Here is a 20,455-nt window from a genome sequence, read left to right as displayed (position 1 = left end):
ATTATATCGGGTGACTAGCTTGCTCAAAAGCAGGCTTACACTACACTCAATATAAGAATTAATCCTTTGTTAAAACACATCGTTACATCCAATTAATGGATGCTTTGAATCGGGAGCTTAAGATGCATTGGCGTCGTTGGTTATTTACGTTTTTATTTTGTTTTATGGTTGTGGGTTTCCTTGGCTTCATAAAGTTTAACCAAGTAATGGCTGCGATTGCTTTTGGTGCATCCTTTCCTGAACCGAGTGAAACTGTAGTCAGTGAAGTCGTAGAAGTATCGAAGTGGCAAGACTCCCTGAGCCTCAGCGGCAGCATTATCCCTACCCGAAGTTTAGAAGTACGCAATGAACTTGAGGGCATAATCAGCTTCATTGGTTTTCCCTCTGGCGGAAGGGTAAACAAAGGCGACACACTTATCCAAATGCAAGTTGACGACGAGCTAGCTCAACTCGATGCAATTAATGCTGAAATTCAAATTGCAGAGCTCGACCTGCTCCGCTTTGAAAAGTTACTAGAACAACGAGCTGGCAGCCGCGACCAATACGAGCGTGCAAAAGCGCAGCTCGCAGTAAGTTCAGCCAGAAAGCGTTCACTCGAGGCTGTTATCGCCAAAAAAACCATCGTGGCTCCCTTCGATGCAAAAGCCGGCTTACACCAGCTTGAAGTGGGTGCTTTTATATCGCGCAATACTCTCATTACCAAACTAACTAGTAGCTCAAATACAGTGTGGGTTGATTTCAATGTGCCTCAGGCCTATGCGGCAATCAACGCAGGCGATTCAGTTAACGTTAGCTCAAACATTATTGGCTTGGCGTCTACGCCAGCGGTGGTGAAAGCGGTAGATCAGGAAATATCTACTCTGTCACGCAATATCAAGGTACGAGCGGAATTAACGTCGAGTTCGCCGGTATTAAAACCGGGCATGATAGTGTCGGTTTCACTGCCAATCGACGGCGTAAAAGATGTTGTTCGATTACCCACCAAAGCCATTCGTTACGATGCTTTTGGAAGCTATGTTTTTGTACTAGAAAAAGATGACAAGGGCGATTTTCGCGCGAAACGCCAAGTCGTCACGCTGATCGCTAACGAGGGACAGAGCAGCTTACTTGAGCTCGACGGCTCATTAAAGCCCGGAGACATCGTTGCAACGCAGGGCTCTTTCAAACTGCGAAGCGGCATACTTACTTACACCTCTGAAAAAGGTGTTTAAGCAATGAGCCAAGCAAATGATTTCGGTAAACCAACCATCATGGACGTATTTTGTAAGCGACCAATTTTGTCACTGGTACTGTCTTTGGCGCTCGTCTTAGTTGGCATCCGCGCAGCGATTGATTTACCTATTCTTCAATTTCCAAAAATCGAAAGTGCTTCCTTACAGATCACAACGCCTTACGTAGGCGCCTCTGCTGAAGTTGTGCAGGGCTTTATTACTGAGCCTATCGAACGCGCTGCGGCGTCGGTTCCAGGTGTAGATTATGTTGATTCACGCACCACACCAGGCGTTAGCTCGGTCACAGTGTGGTTGCGTTTGGGAGTGGATAGCACACGAGCCCTCGCCGAATTGTCTTCACGCCTTGACCAAATTCGATTTGAGCTTCCAGAGGGTGCAGAGGATCCCGCCGTGCAGGTAGTTCGTGCCGATCGTCCTTTCGCAGTGTTTTACCTAACCGTAAACTTTGATGAAGAAAATGCGGGAATGTCTCGTATTGAAGTGACCGACTATTTGTCGAGACGAGTGGTGCCTAGTTTATCGACTATTCCAGGCGTTCAGCGTGTTGGTTTAGAAGGCGGTCGTAACCCTGCGATGCGAGTGTGGCTCAATGCTGAAAAAATGGCAGCACTCGATGTAGCAGCCGATGATGTATCCGCAGCACTGAGAGCAAATAATCTTGTCGCAACCGTTGGTCGAAGTGAAAACTCCTCACAACGGGTGGGCTTATTAACCGACACATCGCTATCGAGTGTGAAGGAATTTGAAAATCTCGTTATTCGACAAGTTGATGGTGCTCAGGTTCGTATTAAAGATATTGCAGACGTTAGCTTGGGCGAAGAAGAGGGGCAAGTCAGTTCTCGCCTCGATAAGAACACTGTTTTGTATATTTCCGTTTGGCCTCTGCCCGGTGCTAACGAAATAGAAATAGGCGACCGCCTCTACGAGATGCTCGAGAAAATAAACCCGACACTCCCACAAGGGCTTAGCATAACTGATGGCTTCGATGGCACCCTCTATATGCGCAGTGCCTTGCGTGAAATCTTCATTACTTTAGTTGAAACTGTATTACTGGTTGGTTTGGTTGTTGTGGCCATGATGGGATCGTTTAGAACCGCACTGGTGCCACTGGTCACCATTCCTATTTCCATTCTTGGTGCCATTGCCATGATGTCGCTCATGGGCTTCACCCTTAACCTACTGACCGTGCTGGCCATTGTACTATCGGTCGGCTTAGTTGTTGATGATGCCATCGTTGTGGTAGAGAACGTGGCGCGTTACATGCGAGAGGGAATGACACGCATGCAAGCCGCACTTGCCAGCTCTCGACAGCTATTGGCGCCGATAATTTCTATGACGGTTACCTTAGCCGCTGTTTATGCTCCTATCGGCCTTCTCTCGGGTTTAACTGGCGCGCTATTCAAAGAGTTTGCTTTTACCTTGGCGATTGCCGTGCTTATTTCTGGTTTTGTCGCCATTACACTATCACCTATTATGAGCGCTTATGCGTCGCCAGAGGGCGGAAAAGAAGGACGTTTAACGCAAAGAGTCAATGGCATTTTTGCCAACCTACAAGAACGATATTCACGTTTGCTAGTCAAAACATTAGATTATAAAGCACAAGTACTAAGCATTGCGCTGTTTTTGTCTTTGCTCTCGATCCCCTTTTATCTATATTCACTGAAAGAGCTAGCACCTACCGAAGATCAATCTAGCATAAACGTGATCGTGGAGTCGGCTCCGGAGGCCTCCTTAGAATATAGCATGACGCAAATGGACCAAGTGGTCGATACCATGAAAGAGCTAGAGGGTGCTAAATTTATGTGGCAAATCGTCAATCCCGTAGGAGCATTTAGCGGTGTTGACTTCGTTGATCCTAGTGAGCGCGATGAAAGCGTGCAAGATATGTTTTGGAAGGCCTTCGCTTCGCTTTCAAGCGTTACTGGCTTAAAAGCTCTTCCCGTGCTTGATTCTGCTTTACCCACCTCTGGAAACTTTTCAGTTGAATTGGTGGTGCTAAGCACAGACTCATACGATGATATGAAAGTGTACGCCAATAAGATGGTAGCCGCTGCAAATCAAAGTGGTAAATTTCTCTTCGCCGAAACGGATTTAAAAATAGACTTACCGCAGGCGCGTTTTAACATAGACCGCAGCAGAGTGGCTGATTTGGGAATGGATTTGACCTCGGTTAGTCGTCAACTTTCAGTCTTACTCTCCGGAAACTTTGTAAATCGCTACAACCAAGATGGTCGTGCTTATCGAGTAATACCCATGATAGATGACCAAGGCAGGGCAAATCCCGATGCTATTCTCGACTTGCAAATAAGAACACCTAATGGCGACCTTGTTCCCGTGCGCTCTATTGCGACCCTAGTTACCGAAACAGCACCCCGCGTGTTGAGTAAATTCCAGCAAAAGAATGCCTTTCGTATTTATGGTGAAGTGATCCCTGGCACTACAAAAGAGCAAGGTTTACGGGCACTTGAAGACGCTGCAGCTGAAATTCTACCCATTGACTACAGTATTGATTATGCAGGCGAGTCACGACAAATTAGGCTTGAGGGAAACACCTTAGAAGGTGTGCTTTTGGTTGCTTTAATTTTTGTTTTCCTAGTGCTGGCCGTGCAGTTTAATAGTTTCCGAGATCCACTTGTTGTGCTCTTGGGTAGCGTTCCTCTGGCCTTAGCTGGCGCGATGGTGTTTGCCTTCTTAGATTTCACAACGATTAACATTTATTCTCAGGTTGGCTTTATCACCCTCGTAGGCTTGATTGCAAAAAATGGCATATTAATAGTCGAGTTTGCCAACACCATGCAGAAAAGAGGCTTGGCTAAAATCGATGCCATCCAGGTGGCGGCAAAAACTAGGCTTCGTCCGGTACTCATGACAACTGCAGCAACGGTCTTAGGTCACTTTCCATTGGTATTGGTATCGGGCGCTGGTGCGGAGGCTCGAAATAGCATCGGCATAATTTTAGTTGCGGGTATGCTAGTAGGAACAGCATTTACACTATTGGTGTTGCCGAGTGTGTACATGGTGTTAGCTTCAACACACAAAAAAGAAAATTTGACTCACTAGGTTTTTTAGCCAACTATAAAGTTGTAGATAACAAAAAAATAACAAGAGGCGACGATGCCATTTACGAAAGAACTTACTGAAGAACTTAATCTTATATTAAAGTTTCCAAATAAAAGCCTGATGCAAGGCCTCAAAGTACACCACGACGCCGATCCATCAATGATTGCAGCGGCCAAACGCTTGCATGAAAAGGGCATCGTTACGCAAAACGATGGAGGTTACCTCACCGACTTAGGGCACGACCTCGCAGAACATGCACAGGTAATTCGGTCAGCACTTACGCATACTTAGTTCCAAGCAGCTTCAAGGCGAATAAGCAACAGTTAGCAGTGTCGTAGCCGAGGTTGCCAACAAGTGCCTTGGTCTTGAGGCTTGACTTTAGCTATTATGATAAAAATTAAAACCCCAACTGAACGAGCTAATCTTAGGCGCATCGCGATTAGCTCTCAGGGCTTACATAAGCCCAATACCTTTGGCAAAGGCCGCAATGCGGTGCTAAGGGCAATAAAACACATTGGCTACGTTCAAATCGACACTATTTCAGTTGTTGAACGAGCCCATCACCATGCAATTCGAACGCGAGTCGATAATTATCGCCCTACCATGCTCGACGAACTGCTTGCATCAAAATCGATTTTTGAATATTGGTCGCATGCCGCAGCTCTCTTGCCAATGAGTGATTATCGATTTTCTCTGCCCTATAAAATTGCCTTAAAGAAAGGACAAACGCATTGGTATAAAAATCCTGACCGCCAACTTATGACTAAGGTGCTTGAGCAAATCCGTGAAAATGGACCAATGCGATCACGAGACTTTGAGAGTGCTAAAAAACCAGGCGGAGCTTGGTGGGATTGGAAACCAGCTAAAAAAGCGATTGAGCAGTTGTATATGGAAGGCGATCTAATGGTCGCTAAGAGAGATGGTTTTCAAAAGATATACGACCTAAGCGAACGTGTACTGCCTGAAAATGTTGAGCAAAGTCCGCCCTCAATAACAGAGTTTGCAACTCATCTGATTACACAACAGCTTCGCTGTCATGGCGTTGTAGAAACCAGCGCATTTACTTATCTAAGGAAAAATCCGGCACTCAAAGCGATGGTGAAACAACAAGTAAACGAAGGTATAGCTTCAGGCAAATACGAAGAAATACTGATGCCTTCATCGCAACGCTTTGTATGCAACAAAGGCGCTTTTGAAGGAAATAGAAAAAGAGTAAGTGAACGTTTACTTATCCTATCGCCATTTGATAATTTAGTAATTCAGAGAAAGCGTTTAAGTGAAATTTTTAATTTTGATTATCAAATCGAATGCTATGTTCCCGAAGCAAAGCGTAGATTTGGTTACTTTAGCCTGCCCCTTCTTTATGCCGATCGTTTCATTGGCCGCATGGATTGTAAAGCCCACCGCAAGACCCTAAAATTAGAAATAAAAGCTCTTCATTTTGAGTCTAGTCTTGTACCAAGCAAAGCTATAAACACCCATGAGTTGGTGAAAAGCTTTGCTCACTCCATAGCAGAGTTTATGCGCTTTCAACAGTGTCAGAGTGTTGAAATAAGTCGAGTTGAACCTTTCTTTATGAAACAAGAAATACTTAAGGTTCTGGATAATCTGGGTTTTTAGATGCTAATTGACTCGATAGAGATTGCAACAAACTTGCGAATACCATAGTCTTAGCGCCTGTTTTAAAGGCATCATTGGGAATAAAGAATGTCTAAATCTGTGCATGTTACTGCTTCCAACTATGCGCCAGGAAGGCACATATTATTAGATTTATACGACGGAAGAGACTTTACGAACTCGTCTTCAATAGAGCTAGCCTTAAAAAATGCTGCTACCGCATGCAAAGCCACGATACTTAATATTCACCTACATAGTTTTGGTGAAAACGCTGGAATAACAGGCATCGCTTTACTTGCCGAATCACACATTAGTATTCATACTTGGCCCGAAAGAGCTTACGCCGCTATTGATATTTTCATGTGTGGTGATTGTGAACCCGAAAATGCGCTACCAAGCCTATTAGCGCACTTTAGGCCTGCTCAGCACGAAATCGTTGTGCATCGACGTGGCGATGCTCGAAGCCATGAACAAAACAAAGCAAAATCCCCAAAACTCCCCCCCCACTTATTCGATGCGAAGTCATGCTAGAAAAAACTCAAGCCGAAGAAAATAGTTCAAAATCAACGAATGAAAAACAAGCCAGAGCACTAACCTATGCCGCTTTCGTCGCAGGCTTATGCTCTATTGTATATGAGCTCTTAATTGCAACGACAGTTTCCTATTTTTTGGGCGACAGCGTGCGTTACTTCTCCCTCACAATTGGCATGTATATGGCCGCAATGGGAGTGGGTTCATTCTGTTCAAAATACATTAATGACAATTTGCTAACGCGCTTTCTTCAATTTGAAATCGCACTAGCGACCTTAGGTGGATTGAGCATTCCGCTTTTATATTTAAGTTACATTAGTTCAGGTTTACTCATTCCAACCTATGTTGGCTTAACCTGCTCAATTGGCTTTTTGATTGGTTTGGAAATCCCTTTTCTTACCCGCTTGATGGAATCGTTCAAGGCTCTCAAAAGTAATATTGCGAACATCCTCACCTTTGACTACATTGGCGCACTCATTGCCACTATCGCGTTTCCCTTCTTTTTGCTTCCTGTACTGGGTAATTTTCAGTCATCCCTCGTGTTGGGCTTGGTAAACCTCAGTATTATTGCAGTGTTAATGCGTTACTTTGGTGACAGCCTTGGTAAGGCGAAAACCAGTATCATGGTTTACCTTGTAATGACATTTGCTGTCTTGGCTGGCGGCATACTTTTCACAAGCCAGATGCTATATGAATGGGATCAAGCGCTATTCAACGACCGCATCGTACATGCCGAACAAAGTCCTTATCAAAAAATTATCCTGACCAAAAATCAAGATGATATTCGTTTATTTTTGAACGGTACCATCCAATTCTCATCACGCGACGAACATCGCTATCATGAGGCTTTGGTTAGCTACCCACTCATATTTAAAGAATCCACCAGCAAGCGCGTTCTCTTGCTTGGCGCTGGCGATGGCTTAGCGGTAAAGGAGCTTTTAAAATACCCTGAAATCGACAGCATCGTGCTCGTCGACCTTGACGAGCGCGTGGTTGAATTAGCTAAAACCAATCCACACCTAAGCAAGCTAAACGGCGCAAGTTTAGCATCTCCAAAATTAGAGATCGTATACACCGATGCCTTTAATTTCTTAATGGACAATACAGAAGGGTTCGATTTCATTGTTAGTGACCTTCCAGATCCTAACACCATTGAACTATCGCGCCTGTACACTAAACAGTATTACCAAGCACTTCGAAAAAACCTCAACGAAGGCGGTGTGTTTGTGACGCAAGCTACAAGTCCGTATTTTGCAACTAAGGCCTTTTGGAGCATTCACAATACGGTTCGCGCAAGCGGTTTTAACTTCGTTGTACCCTACCATGCCGACGTACCATCGTTTGGCGATTGGGGCTTTGTGATGGCAAGCGACAGGCCACTGTCAACGGCACACCAGAAATCAAAGTTAGAGACTAGTACCTTCCTAAATGTGGATATGCTCGACGCCATGCGAGTGTTTTCAAAAGATCAAAGAATTGACGACGTTGAAGTGAATAATATCCACCAGCCCATACTACTCACCTATTATTTAGAAGGCTGGAAAAGCTTTGGTTATTAATGTTTAAGAGCATCCCATACATACTGCTATAGGATCTTGTTTATTTCTTCAAATGTTTATCAAGTGACTTTTGTAGCTGCTCTTGAAGTTTGTTTTGTGCACCGCAGCCATTGCTTGATGTCCACAGCCGAGGGCCTCGCCACATTGGGTCATCCAACGCGGTTTTCGTAATTTTTACGCAAGCGTCGCCTTTGCGAATAAGCGTTTCATCGCCCATTTGTGACACAACCGATATGTCGCTGTCTGCTGGCGCGAAGGTGCTGTCCAAAGCTTGTTGCCGTCGCCTATTGATGGCATCTTCTGATGGTTTATCGAGTGCCTGAGGCTGACGAAAATTACTACTTGCTTCACGCGAGAGGTCGCGTAACGCCTGCTTGTTTATATCTTGAAGATAGCGTGACGTAGTGCTTTGCCTATCTCCCACGCTAACATCCGATGTCAATAAGGATGCATTTTGGTTTTCCTTACTCGTTTTGGGCGATAAGGGTTCTGGCGCAGTATTCTGCGTTTTAGGTGATTTTTCTAGGTCGGGCTCTAAATCCCTTATCACTGTCTCTGACTTAGTCGCAAAATCATCTTTTGCTTCAGCTATGCGGGCATTGTTGAGTTGCAGCTCTTGTACTAAGTCATTCTCTAACTTGGGCTGAGTCTCCTGTTTAAGCTGAGGCTCTTCGTTAAGCTGAGGCTCTGTTTTCAGCTCAAGCTTTTGCGGAGGCTCAGTGTGACTTTCGGCTTCATCATTGATTGTTGAATTAAATATCACGTAACTCTTGAGTACTTTTTCTTCAACTGTCGGCGGCGCAGGCTTAACACTCATAAATAGCCAGAAAAGGATAAGGTGCAAAACAATTGATATCATCAAGAATGCAATGAGTTGTTTGTTATTTGATATCAATGTCGGCAAAAAGTGTGCTGAAGGTAATTCATTCGAATCATCTTAATTGCAAAAGTTCAACTCACATTTTTATCGCACACATGAACCGCACGGAAAGCGCTCTAGTTGCCAGCATCAGAAGCTAGGGCATCGCAAGTATTAGAAACACCACATTGCCCAACAAAATATTCGTCGTGGCTGACTAAAATATAAGCGCCAGTAAACACCGAAAGTGCCCTAGCTAACAGCCCCTTACTCACAAAGTCTAAATGATTATCTGGTTCATCAAGCAATAGTAGAGAGTTTGTACTGCTACTTGCAATCAGCATCGCCAGACGCATTTTCTCGCCGCCACTTAGCATGTCGACTTTTTTGTGAACATGTTCACCTTTGAAGCCGTTTCCAGCAAGAAGCGTACGAAAGCTAAGTTCAGATGACTCAGGCAATGACTGCGATAACACTTCGAGAAGTGAATAGTCACTATTCATAAATGAGCAATTCTGATCGATGTATAAGGTGTTTTTATTTTTTGCTATCGACTTTAAAAATGACGACTTACCACTGCCATTTTTGCCCGGTAAATACCAATGTTCTCCGTGATAGACGGCAATACTAATCGCTTGACTCATGTGTCCATTTTGAAAAGTATCTAATTTGAGTAAGCAGCGCTTTTTATCTGTTGTTTCTGAAAATCTAAAACAGATTTCGCTATCTTTACTCTTAGGTTTTAATGCTGACAACTCAACACTTAGCTGTCGTTGCTTAGCTTCGTGTTGAGCTTTCGTTTTGGCAGCACTACTTTCTGACTTTGACGATCGTGCATTAGCAACTACGCGTGGAAGCCCTCCTTTCGCTGCACTTTTCTCGCCGCGCGATGCTCTTTTTTGAGCTTTTTCTTTATCTCTTTGAGCCTGTTTTAAGGCTGTTTTTTTCTGAGTATCAAGTTGATGAAGATGTCTCTCTGCTGCCGCCTTTTGTTGCAAGCTATGTTCAAGATATGCATCAAAGTTGCCAGTGAACAACTTTATTTCATTCGCACTTAGCTCTGCGACTTGGTCGCAGGTGTCTAGAAGTAGCTTGTCATGGCTTACAATCATCGTCTTACAGGGCAACTGCATTACTTTGTTCACCAACCAATGTTTGGTCTCAAGGTCGAGATGATTGCTTGGCTCATCCAAAATAAGAATATCGTTTTTATCCAACTCAGAAAATAGCTTGATCAGTGATAGCTTCATTAACTCCCCTCCGCTAAAACGAGAGACAGGATCGTTTAGTTGGATGTTATCGTCGCCAATAAGCGCATTGAGTTGCTCTTGTAAAGCCCAGTCATCTCCCACAAGTTCGAAATGAGCGGGGTCAATGCTACCCTTTTCAATCGCTTTTAAGGCTTTCAATTTATTTGCTACACCAAACACTTCTGCAAGGCTGGTTTGATTGCTGTTTTCAATAGTGTCTTTTGCGATAACACGCTGCTCAAGAATACGAGGTAGCACCGAGCAATCAATACTACCCGTCATTTGCCCTGAACTCAGCGTTTCCTGAGCTTTATTGTCGCTATCGCCACACAACGCACTATGTTTGATAAGACTAATTAAAAGCGACTTGCCAACACCGTTCCGTCCCACCAGTGCTGTTCGACCATTCGGTAAGGTGAAGTGTAGATCTTTAAACAAGTTTTCGCCCGAGTGATGGCTATATGAAAGTTTTTGAATATGCAAATGAGCCATAGTTGCCCCCTTTTTGACTGAAGAAACAGGGATAGCAATTGAAAGCGTCTGCGAAATGATGCTTAGAAAGCATCCTACTTAGTGAAGACTAATCTTGATCTGCAGCTTGCGCCAAACAATGAAGCCAATAACCCTGATGATTCAAATATGAATGACAGGTGTTATTTATTCATCGGTGGCGACTCCAAACGTAAAGGGAAATATTTTGTGAGTGTTAGCTTAGCAAGTAAAGGAGCAAATGGATATTTATTCTGGCCGCAAAGCGGCAAGCTTTTTTTCTTTCTTCTCTTTGCGATAATGCTTTAACGAGTCAAAAGAAAATACAGCTAGTGCCGTCCATACGAAGGCAAAAGTGACCAAACGACCAGTACTTAAGGGTTCATCATACACAGCAACGGCTAAAATAAACATCAACGAGGGGCCAATATACTGAAAAAAACCAAGCGTTGAATAACGAATGCGCCTAGCGGCTGCTGTAAAACACAGTAAAGGAGCAGTTGTTACTACGCCAGCAAGGATTAACAACACAGTGGTTTGCACATCACCTTGAACCAGATCACTCGCTTGACTAGCAAAGAAAGCCCAATAGATTAACGCGGCCGGTAACATGAAGCTTGTTTCAACAAACAAGCCTGGCAAGGAATCTACAGCTACTTGTTTGCGCAGTAGACCATAAATGCTGAAACTAAAAGCAAGTGTTAGTGCAATCCACGGTAAATACCCAAAATTGAAAATCATAATAGCCACGCCTGTTATGGCTATTGCCACCGCCAGTTTCTGTGTAAAGCGCAAACGCTCACCTAAAAACAAGCGACCTAAAAAAACATTTATTAAGGGGTTGATGTAATAACCCAAACTTGCTTCAAGCATGTAATCGTTATTCACCGCCCAGATAAACAATATCCAATTAGCCGCCAACAACAGACTTGCAATGACTAAGGTCACAATCACTTTTTTGTTGGTCAGCGCGGCTTTGACCTTATCTACATGTCGCAAGCCAATAATCAGAACTGCTAACAGCAATACCGACCAAATTACCCTATGCATCACCATTTCCACGGCCGGCACAGTGTCTAATAATTTAAAGTAAACAGGAGCAACGCCCCACATCGTGTATGCAGCGATAGCGAAAAATACGCCAGCTCTAGCGGAGTTGTTCTGGCTCAATACGGTTATACAGCCTACATGTTAGTTGGAAATTGCTTCCCAAGGATTAATTGTCGGAATTTTAATGTGCTTGAAATCTGCTGGCGTTTTCGTCACCAAGGTCATGTTATTCACTAGGCACGTCGCCGCGATCATAGCGTCGCGTTCAGACTTTGGATTAGGCACGTGTAATGCGGCGCAATATTCCGCCATTTCAGCATCAAATGCAACCACTCTGCCTTTAAAACCTTCTAATACTCTAGTCTGCAGCCATTCATTGAGAAGCTCGCCAGCTTTGGGGTCGGTTTTACGTTTTTCTAATATCGCAAACTTTAATTCCATTATGGATATTGATGAAACGTATAAATTGAACACTTGCTGACTGCTAGCCCAAGCTACTAAATTTTTATCAGCTTCACTGGGCTTACGTAGTGCTGACACAACATTTGTATCTAATAAAAACATATAAAACTCCTACGCATCAAAATGTATTACTTGGTGGTTTTAAACTTAGCTACGTCTAAGTGAATGTCTTGCGTATCGCTAGTACTAAGCAGATCAACAATCGTGGCCGTTTTACCCGTAATTTCCAGATAGTCATCAATATTCATCATCATGAAAGCAACTACGCCTCTCTCGGTAATTTTTACTGGCCCATTTTTGGCTGCTCGCTTTACCGAGCTCGGGTCTTGATTGAATTGACGACTAGTGAAGGTGTCAGAACTCATAGCTATCCTCGTTGTTTATTGGTGAATTTATAAACAGGGTAACTACATTACTACAAGAAAACAGAGCTGACAAAGTGAACTTGCAAGATCTGCAAAATTAAGACGTACTGAAGTGCTGACATAAAAACAAAGTACTTTTTAGAACAATGCTAACAGACAGCATGAATTCTCAATAAAAACCACGTAGAATCTAGCACTCAACTTAGGTAGGAAAGTCATTGAATTCAGTAAGCGAAACACATGTTAGCGCAAGCCAGCCCAAATCGACCGACAAGGCCTTAAATAAAGACCTTTCCGATATCGCCATTGATGAGGGCGAAGATCTTAGAGCAAACTGCTACAAAGTGTTGAAAGACAGTTTCGGTTACTCGGAATTCAGGCCGGGTCAGCTCGATGTTATAGAGCAAGTGATTCGAGGCAAAGATGCATTAATTTTACTACCCACCGGCGGTGGTAAGTCACTTTGCTATCAGGTGCCAGCCTTGGTGTTAAATGGCGTTACTATCGTAGTATCGCCGCTCATATCCTTGATGCAGGATCAAGTGCAACAACTTACCACACAAGGCGTAAAAGCGGCATACTTGAACTCATCACAAGAGCCCGAGCAAGCCCAGCAAGTGAGTGATGCGCTATATGCTGGCGAGTTAGATTTACTCTATGTTGCGCCAGAGAGGCTGCTGCAAAATTACTTTCTTAACTCCTTAGCGAAGGTAGAGGTAAATCTGATTGCAGTAGATGAAGCGCATTGCGTATCACATTGGGGTCATGACTTCAGGCAAGACTACAGAATGTTAGGCAAGCTAAAAAACTACTTTCCTAGCACCCCATTCATAGCATTAACAGCAACTGCGGACCATGCAACACAAGTCGATATTCAGCACCAACTTAGCCTAAACGAACCCTTTGTATTTAAGGGGGGCTTCGACCGACCTAACATACGATACAACCTTTTAGCAAAATACAAAGGCTTTGACCAAGTTGTGGCTTTTGTTAAGCAACAAGAAGGGGCTGCAGGCATTGTTTATTGCGGAAGTCGAGCCAAGGTAGATGACCTCACTCAGCGTCTGCAAAGTGCAGGCATCAAATGTGACGGCTATCATGCCGGACACGACACTGCTACGCGTGAATTTGTGCAAACTCAGTTTTTAAAAGATGACTTGCAGGTGGTCGTCGCGACGGTTGCATTCGGTATGGGCATTAACAAATCTAACGTACGTTTTGTTGTGCATCACGATGTTCCGCGAAGTGTTGAGTCTTACTATCAAGAAACTGGCCGAGCAGGTCGTGATGGTATGCCTGCTGAAGCACTTTTGCTATTTGACGAACGCGATGCAGCTCGAATAAAGCAGTGGATATCCACGGGCACTGCACAAGATCGCTTTGATATTGAGATGCATAAATTCGAAGCCATGGAGTCATTCGCTGAAGCACAAACCTGTCGACGGCAAGTACTTCTTAATTATTTCTCTGATTACAGAGATGAACAGTGTGGCAATTGCGATATTTGTCTCGATCCACCAAAGATGTTTGACGGCACAAGGCAGGCACAACAACTGCTATCTTGCGTACTCCGTCTGAAACAAGATACCTCGGTGCAATACGTTATCGATGTTTTACGCGGAAAAAACATTCGGCGCATACTTGATGCACAACATCATGAGCTAAGTACTTATGGCATTGGTAAAGATCAGTCCGATACCTACTGGCACAATATCATCCAGCAACTGATTCACCAGGGCTTACTACGAATCGATATGACACAATCGGGTATTTTGCGCCTGAATGAAGCTGCGCGTGCAGTGTTAAAAGGCGAGCGGTTAATTCAGCTAGCAATACCCAAACTCACGGTTGATACAAGCAAGCGCAACAAGGCAGAGCCAAGTAATATTGATAGACAATTGTTTGCTAAATTGAAGCATTTAAGAAAACAAATTGCCGAGGAAGACAATGTGCCGGCTTTCGTCATTTTCAGTGATGCGAGCTTAGCTGACATGACCGAAAAAACACCCACCAACAAAGCCGAATTCTTAGCAGTAAATGGTGTAGGGCAACGCAAGCTAGAGCGCTATGGAAGTGCATTTACAAAGCTCATTGAGGAATACTTAGCTGCCCAATAATTTACGCCTTAGCTTCAGCTTCTGCCATTTTAGTCATCGCAATTTTGTGACTTTCTTGTTTGCGTAAACGCTGCACGTAAGCGGTCATGTTCTTGAAGGCTTTGAGTTTACCCGCATCATACAATGCCTCCAAACCAAAGCTCATTTGTATATCAGCCAAAGTCACCATATCACCTACAAACCACGATTTACCCTCAAGGTGTTGTTCGACAAAAGACAAATTCCCAGCAATATTCTGACCGAAATACGCGTCCATTACACCATCAATGATTTTGTCTGCAATATAGCGCACAAAAAAAGGCTTGGCTTTAGCTCGCGCTTTTTCCAAAACCATACTGGTGACCAGGGGTGGCATGAAGCTACCTTCAGAATAGTGTGACCAAAACTGTAGGTCGTTGAAGCTGTCTGATTCCGCTGCAGGTAACATGGAAGACTCTGGGAATTCACGCGCAATATAGTCGCATATTGCCCCCGACTCAGCGATTACTTTGCCATTATGCGTGAGCACTGGCGCCCTGCCTAGAGGATGTATTTTCTTTAGTGAGTCTGGTGCTAAGTTGGTTTTTGCATCACGCTTGTATACTACTATCTCATACTCGGCATTAACTGCTTCCAACATCCAAACAATGCGTTGAGATCGTGAATTATTTAAATGATGTAGAGTGAACATATTGCTTCCTTAAAATGATCGCGCATCAACTGATATTTGATACCTGCTTTTTAGATACTCCCTGTATCCTTATTTAGATTGAAATCGTGTAGGAAGGGATATGTTTGCTAATTTCAATTTACCTTCAATTGCGCATAATAGGCGGATAAATCTGCGATATCTTGGTCGCTTAGTTTCTGCGCATGAGAAGTCATTGCCATATTAACCCTTTCACCGCTTCGAAAGGCCTTGAGTTGTATCACCAGATACTGCTCTTTTTGGCCAGCTAAATTAGGATAAATGGGTACATTGGAAATACCTTTATCGCCGTGGCACATAGCACACACTGCTGAAATCTCTTGCCCTCGCTCAACATCACCTTTTAGCACTGCATCAGCACAAGCCGACAAACTCACACACAGTAAACTCAGTACAACAGTAGGTAGCAGTTTCTGTTTAAACGTTTTTTGTTTGCAATATTTCGCCATAGTTGAGTCCTTTTTACTTTAATCGCGTATTATCCCAACATACACTTTTATTCAAATAATTCAATCGAGCCAGCATGCAGCTTTTTCATCACTACGCCACAGAGCTAAGCGATATTTGTAGTCCAGTTCAGCCTTTCCCCCTCAGCCGTCCGCGCGTCGCTATGCTTAACGACGACCTTATCAATGAACTGGGACTTCAGCGGAATGAGTTTGAAAACGACAAAATTCTGCAATCGCTATTTTCTGATAAGGGTGAACTACAAGATAAGAGCATCGCACAAAAGTACGGCGGGCATCAATTTGGCCAATGGAATCCAAATTTAGGCGACGGGCGCGGGCTTCTACTTGGAGAAATTAAGAACAGTGATGGGCAACTGATAGATCTTCATTTAAAAGGAGCCGGCCCAACTCCTTATAGCCGCCATGCCGACGGTAGAGCTGTGTTACGATCAACCATTCGTGAATACTTAGCAGGTGAGGCCCTGCATGCTTTGGGCATTCCAAGCTCTCGTTCGCTTTGCCTAATTAGCTCTCACGAGCCTGTTGTGAGAGAACAGCGCGAGCGCGGTGCTATGATGATCCGCACCTGCCCAAGTCACATCCGTTTCGGGCATTTTGAGTATTACTACCACAGCAAACAAACGTCACAGCTAGACGCTCTTTTCGCCTTCTGTTTCACACACCATTTCCAAGACTGTGCTTCGTCGCATGCTGCCATGTTATTAAAAATCGTGCGGTCTACTGCGTTGATGATTGCCAAATGGCAGGCTTATGGCTTCAACCATGGTGTGATGAACACCGACAATATGAGCATTCATGGCATTACCTTCGATTACGGACCCTATGCGTTTCTTGATGACTTTATTCCGAACTATGTTTGTAATCGTTCTGATCACTCGGGTCGCTACGCTTTCGATCAACAACCGAGTATTGGACTATGGAACTTAAACGCCTTGGCGCATGCCTTTACTCCCTTCGTCGAGATTGAAGAATTAAAAGAAATACTAAGCACTTACGAGCCGTGTTTGGTGAATGAATACCAAAGTCTGGTTCGCGCACGTTTGGGTTTGTCGATATCCAGTCTCAATGCAAATTCCAACAATGGCGGCGATGGCGACGACACGAATGATGACAAACTAGCCAATGAAATAGACAACTTAGTACATGAGTGGCTTAATATTTTAAAAGATGAGAAGGCGGATTATCACATTCCATTTCGTCTATTAAGTGAACGCTTACTTCTTATTAAAGATCGAAATTACAATGCATTATCTGACGACTTCATAGACGCAAACCGAGTACGTCAATGGTGCGTTAATTATCATGAAGTGATAAATATAGTCATGAAAATAGATGACCTATCGTGGGAGCAAATACAAAGTCGTATGCTCGCGGTCAACCCTAAATACGTACTTAGAAACCATCTTGCCCAAGCAGCAATTGCAGCCGCAGAAGAAGATGACTTTTCCTTATGTGAGGCTTTACTTGAGGCACTTAAGCAACCGTTTAGCGAGCAACAAGGCATGGCGCAATTTGCTAAAGCCCCCGATACGTCATCCAAAGGCATTTCGTTATCTTGCAGCAGTTAGAAATTGAAGCGCTTTCATTATAAGAATCAGCAAGTTATATTGTTACTATTCGCAAATATAATGAATAAATACTTCACAGAAGCACAGAAATACGACTACACTGTTACTTCTTTCAACTGTAGGGACTCTCAGGGTTTGAATATTCGTTTTACGCAGAAGTTGCTACTTATGCCGTTATCGATGCTCTCCTGTTTATCGGTGCTTCTTATTAGCCTCCTTATAGGCTCAACTGCTAGCCTTGCGCAGAATAGACTCGTCGACCCTGTTGATGAGTTAAGCAACCCCATTCGAATAGTAGATACAGCAGATGTGTCACCATCATTGGGCCTACAATCTATTGCTCAACTGCAGTATACAAGCAAAGACCTTTTGTTATCTGATGTGGTGCAACTGAACGATTGGTCTGAAAGCTATAGTCTTGACCCTATTCCTGATGACAAAGTTCTGTGGTTGCGCTTACAGATAAAAAACAACACCAATTTTAATCAAAATTTTATGCTTATTGCAGGCAATACCTTCATCGATCGCGTTGATGGATTTTTGTTGGATGAGCAAGGTCGAATAATTCAATCTATACAACGAAACAATATGAATCCTGCATCTAACAATAGCGACTTGCATGGGTTCAAAATGGCAATGACTTCCCGACCCGACCAACTTGTTAGCCTATACCTCAGAGTAGATGACGACGGCCCAGCAATGCTGCCAATCGAACTATGGCGCGCAGATGAGTTCAATCAACAAAGCAATGTTCGCTTAATACTTTTAGGTGCGCTAAGCGGCGGTCTGTCACTCTTAGCTACCTATTTTTTAATTACCTACATGCTCAGAAACGCACCGGCACGTTTTTGGTTTTCAATATTTGCCGTTGCCTCTATGACAACTCTGCTTTCAGCAGAAGGTATGCTTCCTAAGCTTTTCAAACTACCAGGGTTTGCCGCAGAAATTACCGCGCTAAGCTTAACAATTACCTTGTTTGCTGCAATAAAAATTGGCAGAGATATTTTTGCCCCAGTGTCGCCTTTATGGTTAAGAGCGCATTATGTTTTATTGATCGTACCCATCGTGACTATGTTTCTCTATAACGATTTTTGGCAGCTCATTTCTCTTATCGGGATTGTTGCTGTTTTCCTAATCAGTAAGTTGTTCGCGACCTTGATTTATCGCTCGTCGGTTGACCTGCGCAGCACCGTTATTTACTTTTGCGGCTGGGTGGCTATCGGTATTGTCGCCGCTTTGGAAGTTTTGTCTTTCACACAGGGAGCGAGTCATTTAAGTTACTCCGCCGTACTGCCCTTCGCATTCACCTGCTTTGGTATTATGTTGGTCGGTGTTGCAATCATTAGCCGCGAACACTCTGTTATCTTTCGCCAGCAAGACGAACAAAATAAGGTTATTCAACACTTAGGTAGTTTCTCTACTATTTTTGAGAATTCAGCTGAAGGCCTCTACTCTGCGACTATCGATGGTCGAATACTTGAGGTAAATCCTGCATTCGCGCAACTATTTGGCTTTGAAAGTAGCCAAGAGTGCCTGAATAAAAACCCGAAGCTCCACGACTTCTTCGCTGATAGCATTGAAGCTGACTTACTGTTAGGTGAGCTGTCGTCGCATCAAGCGGTATTAGGCAAAGAAGTTCGAGGCAAACGCCAAGACGGGCGAGAATTTTGGTTCTCGATATCGGCACAAACAGCAAAAGCTAGCAACCTTCCCAAGCCAGCAAATATAGCGGCTGTAGCCGAACATTTTGGTAGTGTATTTGACATCACTGAAAGACAAATTGACCTTGCTAACATGCAGTATTTGAATAGCCATGACCAGTTAACAGGCCTTTATAACAGGCGCTATTTTCTGCAACTATTGGACGAAAAAATTTCGGCCACCAACCATAACGACACAACCTTTGCCTTGTTTTATATCGATGTCGACCAATTTAAAATCATCAATGATACATGCGGGCATACTGCAGGAGATGTGTTCATCAAGGAGCTTGCCCATGAGCTTCATGAAGTAGTGAAAAATCATCATGCCTTCGCTCGCTTAAGTGCTGATGAATTTGGCTTGCTCATCGAATATGAAGACGAAGCGATAATAGAACAAACAACTCTCAATATTCTTGCACAGGTGCGAAACTTCAAGTTTAAGTGGGATCGGCATCTCTTCAAGCAAAGCGTTAGTATTGGTATTGCCAAACATGAGAGCAATACCGTCAGCGCTGAAGAGCTCCTAAGTTATGCTGATACGGCCTGTATTGTGGCGAAAGAGAACGGCCGAGATAAAGTACATACTTTTTCCAGAAGCATGGGTACTAACCCAAACTACGAACGTGAACTCTACTGGATAAGTGAAGTCAATAGAGCCTTAAACGACAACTCCTTTGAGTTACACTATCAGCATTACCGCCCCTTAAATCAAAATGATGAGCTGGACTATTTTGAAATTTTAGTCAGGTTGAAATCTACTGACGGCAACCTTGTTATGCCTGAATTCTTCATTCCTGCTGCAGAGCGATACAATCTGAGTAATAAAATTGATAAGTGGGTGATTGAGAATTGCTTTGCTTGGTTAAGTGAGCACAGCGATAACATTACAAAACTAGGTAAGTGCAATATAAATATTTCCGGGCCTTCGCTATCCGACGAAGAATTTCGTTTCTACTTGCTTAGCGCCTTTGAGAAGTACGCCATTCCTTTTCACAAGATTTGCTTTGAAATTACCGAAACGATGGCCATCATCAAAATGAAAGATGCGGTAGATTTCATCAAGCAGTTCAAACGCCTCGGCTGTACCTTCGCTCTCGACGACTTTGGTACGGGTTTTTCTAGCTACGCTTATCTCAAAAACCTACCTGTTGATTTTGTAAAAATCGACGGCAACTTCGTGCGCGACATCCTCAATGATCCTATTGATCTGGCCATGGTCACGTCGATTAAAGATGTCGCCGAAGCAATGAGTATCAAAACAGTTGCAGAATTTGTGGAGTCTGACGACATCATGGTTCAATTAGGTAAGATGGGAGTCGATTTTGCTCAAGGCTTTTGTGTCGCGAAACCTGACCCATTATCAGCATTTGTGTCGTATAATGAGCGTTAGTTAAGCGCTTTGCACTTGCAAAACGATTTATTATCCCCACTTATC

Annotated in this window: 16 protein-coding genes; 9 read left to right on the top strand and 7 right to left on the bottom strand. The window is 43.7% G+C overall.

The genetic code is table 11. The annotated features are described in order from the left end of the window. The first annotated feature begins 122 nt into the window (after positions 1-122). The 6 genes from ISG33_RS09560 (at position 123) to ISG33_RS09535 (ending at position 7,999) form a co-directional block, all read left to right on the top strand. The gene (locus ISG33_RS09560) at positions 123-1,211 is read left to right on the top strand and encodes an efflux RND transporter periplasmic adaptor subunit (RefSeq protein WP_195733374.1); all 1,089 of its coding nucleotides are present in this window, start codon (positions 123-125) and stop codon (positions 1,209-1,211) included. Positions 1,212-1,214: 3 nt separating this feature from the next. Beyond that, positions 1,215-4,292, top strand: coding sequence for an efflux RND transporter permease subunit (locus ISG33_RS09555; RefSeq protein ID WP_195733373.1), 3,078 nt, complete (start codon positions 1,215-1,217; stop codon positions 4,290-4,292). Between the two features lie 54 nt (positions 4,293-4,346). Beyond that, the gene (locus ISG33_RS09550; protein ID WP_195733372.1) at positions 4,347-4,583 is read left to right on the top strand and encodes a TIGR02647 family protein; all 237 of its coding nucleotides are present in this window, start codon (positions 4,347-4,349) and stop codon (positions 4,581-4,583) included. A 96-nt stretch (positions 4,584-4,679) separates the two neighbouring features. After that, on the top strand, positions 4,680-5,912 hold the full coding sequence (locus tag ISG33_RS09545) for a winged helix-turn-helix domain-containing protein (protein WP_195733371.1): 1,233 nt from the start codon (positions 4,680-4,682) through the stop codon (positions 5,910-5,912). An 87-nt stretch (positions 5,913-5,999) separates the two neighbouring features. Next, the gene (speD, locus tag ISG33_RS09540) at positions 6,000-6,440 is read left to right on the top strand and encodes an adenosylmethionine decarboxylase (protein WP_195733370.1); all 441 of its coding nucleotides are present in this window, start codon (positions 6,000-6,002) and stop codon (positions 6,438-6,440) included. Then, a complete protein-coding gene (locus ISG33_RS09535; protein WP_195733369.1) occupies positions 6,434-7,999 on the top strand; it encodes a polyamine aminopropyltransferase in 1,566 nt (521 codons plus the stop codon). The genes speD and ISG33_RS09535 overlap by 7 nt, the downstream gene beginning before the upstream one ends. 40 nt (positions 8,000-8,039) lie before the next feature. Here ISG33_RS09535 and ISG33_RS09530 read toward each other — a convergent pair whose 3' ends face one another. From ISG33_RS09530 to ISG33_RS09510, 5 genes are all read right to left on the bottom strand, one after another. Then, positions 8,040-8,816, bottom strand: a complete 777-nt coding sequence (locus tag ISG33_RS09530) for a hypothetical protein (RefSeq protein ID WP_195733368.1) — start codon at positions 8,814-8,816, stop codon at positions 8,040-8,042. A 179-nt stretch (positions 8,817-8,995) separates the two neighbouring features. Then, complete coding sequence (locus tag ISG33_RS09525; RefSeq protein ID WP_195733367.1) at positions 8,996-10,600, bottom strand: ATP-binding cassette domain-containing protein; 1,605 nt, start codon at positions 10,598-10,600, stop codon at positions 8,996-8,998. Positions 10,601-10,846: 246 nt separating this feature from the next. Continuing rightward, positions 10,847-11,767 carry an EamA family transporter RarD gene (gene rarD / locus ISG33_RS09520; RefSeq protein WP_195733366.1) on the bottom strand — a complete coding sequence of 307 codons (921 nt, stop codon included), beginning with the start codon at positions 11,765-11,767 and terminating at the stop codon, positions 10,847-10,849. 21 nt (positions 11,768-11,788) lie between these two features. Continuing rightward, positions 11,789-12,211 (bottom strand): type II toxin-antitoxin system VapC family toxin, encoded by a 423-nt coding sequence (locus tag ISG33_RS09515; RefSeq protein ID WP_195733365.1) that lies wholly within the window; start codon positions 12,209-12,211, stop codon positions 11,789-11,791. A gap of 26 nt (positions 12,212-12,237) precedes the next feature. Continuing rightward, on the bottom strand, positions 12,238-12,474 hold the full coding sequence (locus ISG33_RS09510) for a type II toxin-antitoxin system Phd/YefM family antitoxin (RefSeq protein ID WP_195733364.1): 237 nt from the start codon (positions 12,472-12,474) through the stop codon (positions 12,238-12,240). Positions 12,475-12,773: 299 nt separating this feature from the next. On the opposite strand from ISG33_RS09510, the gene recQ reads away from it, so the two are divergent. Continuing rightward, entirely contained in the window at positions 12,774-14,591 is a 1,818-nt protein-coding gene (recQ, locus tag ISG33_RS09505; RefSeq protein WP_195733761.1) for a DNA helicase RecQ, read from the top strand. Between the two features lies 1 nt (position 14,592). Here the strand turns inward: recQ and ISG33_RS09500 are convergent, their stop codons facing one another. Beyond that, the gene (locus tag ISG33_RS09500; protein WP_195733363.1) at positions 14,593-15,261 is read right to left on the bottom strand and encodes a glutathione S-transferase family protein; all 669 of its coding nucleotides are present in this window, start codon (positions 15,259-15,261) and stop codon (positions 14,593-14,595) included. A gap of 113 nt (positions 15,262-15,374) precedes the next feature. Next, positions 15,375-15,728, bottom strand: coding sequence for a c-type cytochrome (locus ISG33_RS09495; RefSeq protein WP_195733362.1), 354 nt, complete (start codon positions 15,726-15,728; stop codon positions 15,375-15,377). Between the two features lie 74 nt (positions 15,729-15,802). Here ISG33_RS09495 and ISG33_RS09490 point away from each other — a divergent pair, with 74 nt between their 5' ends. After that, a complete protein-coding gene (locus ISG33_RS09490; protein WP_195733361.1) occupies positions 15,803-17,317 on the top strand; it encodes a protein adenylyltransferase SelO in 1,515 nt (504 codons plus the stop codon). A 60-nt stretch (positions 17,318-17,377) separates the two neighbouring features. Further along, complete coding sequence (locus tag ISG33_RS09485; RefSeq protein ID WP_229333519.1) at positions 17,378-20,410, top strand: EAL domain-containing protein; 3,033 nt, start codon at positions 17,378-17,380, stop codon at positions 20,408-20,410. The last annotated feature ends 45 nt before the right edge of the window (positions 20,411-20,455 follow it).

The organism is Marinibium conchae (assembly GCF_015595035.1).
Taxonomy (GTDB): Bacteria; Pseudomonadota; Gammaproteobacteria; order Enterobacterales; family Alteromonadaceae; genus Glaciecola.
This window is presented reverse-complemented; position numbering and strand designations above follow the sequence as displayed.